The organism is Halolamina salina, assembly GCF_042678005.1.
Classification (GTDB): Archaea; Halobacteriota; Halobacteria; order Halobacteriales; family Haloferacaceae; genus Halolamina; species Halolamina salina.
Window position 1 is genome coordinate 1 of the sequence record NZ_JBHUDH010000028.1, and the last position, 1,775, is coordinate 1,775.

Genomic DNA, 1,775 nt, shown 5'->3' on the forward strand with positions numbered 1-1,775 from the left:
CGCGGGGACGCCCACGTCGATGTGGTCGATCGCTCCCGAACGGCTCCGCGAGACGGCCGACGCCAAGGTCGTCACGTTCACCGAGTGACGCGATCGGGTGGCGTCGGATCGCTACCCTTATCCCCATTTAGGGCTGCCTAAAGCATATGCAACGCGGGGGAGATCGTCGTGGCGAGTGAGACGGGCGAGATCGTCCCCGAGCTCCGCGCCGCGGTCTCGTGGATCGACTCCCGGGTGGCGACGCTGATCCTCGGGAGCTGTCTGATCGTCGGCGTCGGCGGGCTGGTACAGGTGAGCTTCGGGACGTACACGATGTCCATTCTCGACGCGTGGCGCGCCGTGTTCGACCCGGCCGTCTGGACCAACCCCCAGTATCCGCTACGCCTGCTGCTCGGCGACGGGCTGGGGACGCGCACGGCGGAGCTGCTGGGCTTCTCGACCAGCGAAGTCGAGCTCGGCCGCGAGACGCTGATCGTCTGGGGGATCCGCCTGCCGCGGGTGCTCGTCGCGATGATGGTCGGGACGAACCTCGCGATCTCGGGGGCGGTGTTCCAGGCGGTGACGCGCAACGAGCTCGCCTCCCCGTTCATCCTCGGCGTCTCCGCGGGCGCGGGGCTGGCGATCCTGCTCACGCTCGTCGTGTTCACCGGGCTGGCGTCGTTCCTCCCGCTGGTCACCGCCGGCGGCGGCACGATCGCCTTCGGCCTCGTCTACGCGATCGCGTGGAAGGGCGGCACCAACCCAGTCCGGCTGGTGCTCGCGGGCGTGATCGTCTCGACGGTGTTCAACTCCCTCCAGACGGGGCTGTTCTTCTTCACCGACGATCTGGGCGTCGTCCAGTCGGCGATCTCGTGGACGACCGGCTCGCTGACCGGCGTCGACTGGGAGCAGGTCCGGATCGCGCTGCCGTGGACGCTCGCGACGGTGCCGATCACCCTCGCCGGCGCCCGCCAACTCAACGTCCTACTGCTGGGCGAGCGCACCGCACGCTCGCTGGGGATGTCCGTCGAGCGCGTGCGGTTCCTGCTCTCCGGCGTGGCGGTGCTCGCGGCCGGCGCCGCCGTCGCCGTCGCGGGGATCGTCAGTTTCGTCGGCCTGATCGTCCCGCACATGGTCCGTCAACTGGTCGGTTCGGACTACAAGCGCGTAGTGCTGGGCAGCGCCTTTGCCGGCCCGGCGCTGGTCGTCGTCGCCGACGTGGGCGCGCGGCTGGCGATCCCCGGGACGCAGCTCCCGGTCGGGATCGTCACCGGGCTGGTCGGTGGCCCGTACTTCCTCTACCTGATGCGGCGAACGGAGGTCGGTCAACTATGAGCAAGCACACCACCCCGGACGGGGACAGCACTGTCGGACCGAGCGGCGAGACGACCGACGGCGACGAGGAACCGCCCGGGATCGAGGCGAGCGACCTCAGCCTCGCCTACGAGCCGGGCGAGCCGGTCGTCGAACTCGACCGGCTGACCGTGCCAGCCGGCGAAGTGACCGCGCTCGTCGGCCCGAACGGCAGCGGGAAGTCGACGCTGCTGAAGTCGATGAACGCCGAGCTCTCGCCGGAGAACGGGATGGTCTACTTCGACGGCCGGGACGTGGAGCAGTACGAGACGACCGAGCTCGCCCGGAAGCTGGGGCTGCTCTCCCAGCAGAACGAGGCCCCGGCGTCGACGACGGTGCGGGAGCTGGCCGCCCACGGGCGCTACCCCCACCGCGGCTTCTTCGAGTCGCTGAGCGAGGAGGACCACGAGGCGATCGACCGCGCGCTCGAACGCGTCGGCGTC

At 70.1% G+C, this 1,775-nt stretch carries 2 protein-coding genes; both read left to right on the forward strand.

Going from position 1 to position 1,775, the window contains the following annotated elements; genetic code table 11:
* Positions 1-162 precede the first annotated feature (162 nt).
* Positions 163-1,314, forward strand: coding sequence for a FecCD family ABC transporter permease (locus ACFR9S_RS03710; RefSeq protein WP_379818095.1), 1,152 nt, complete (start codon positions 163-165; stop codon positions 1,312-1,314).
* Positions 1,311-1,775: ABC transporter ATP-binding protein (locus ACFR9S_RS03715; RefSeq protein ID WP_379818089.1), on the forward strand; the 465-nt coding region annotated here is incomplete at its 3' end. The genes ACFR9S_RS03710 and ACFR9S_RS03715, both read left to right, overlap by 4 nt.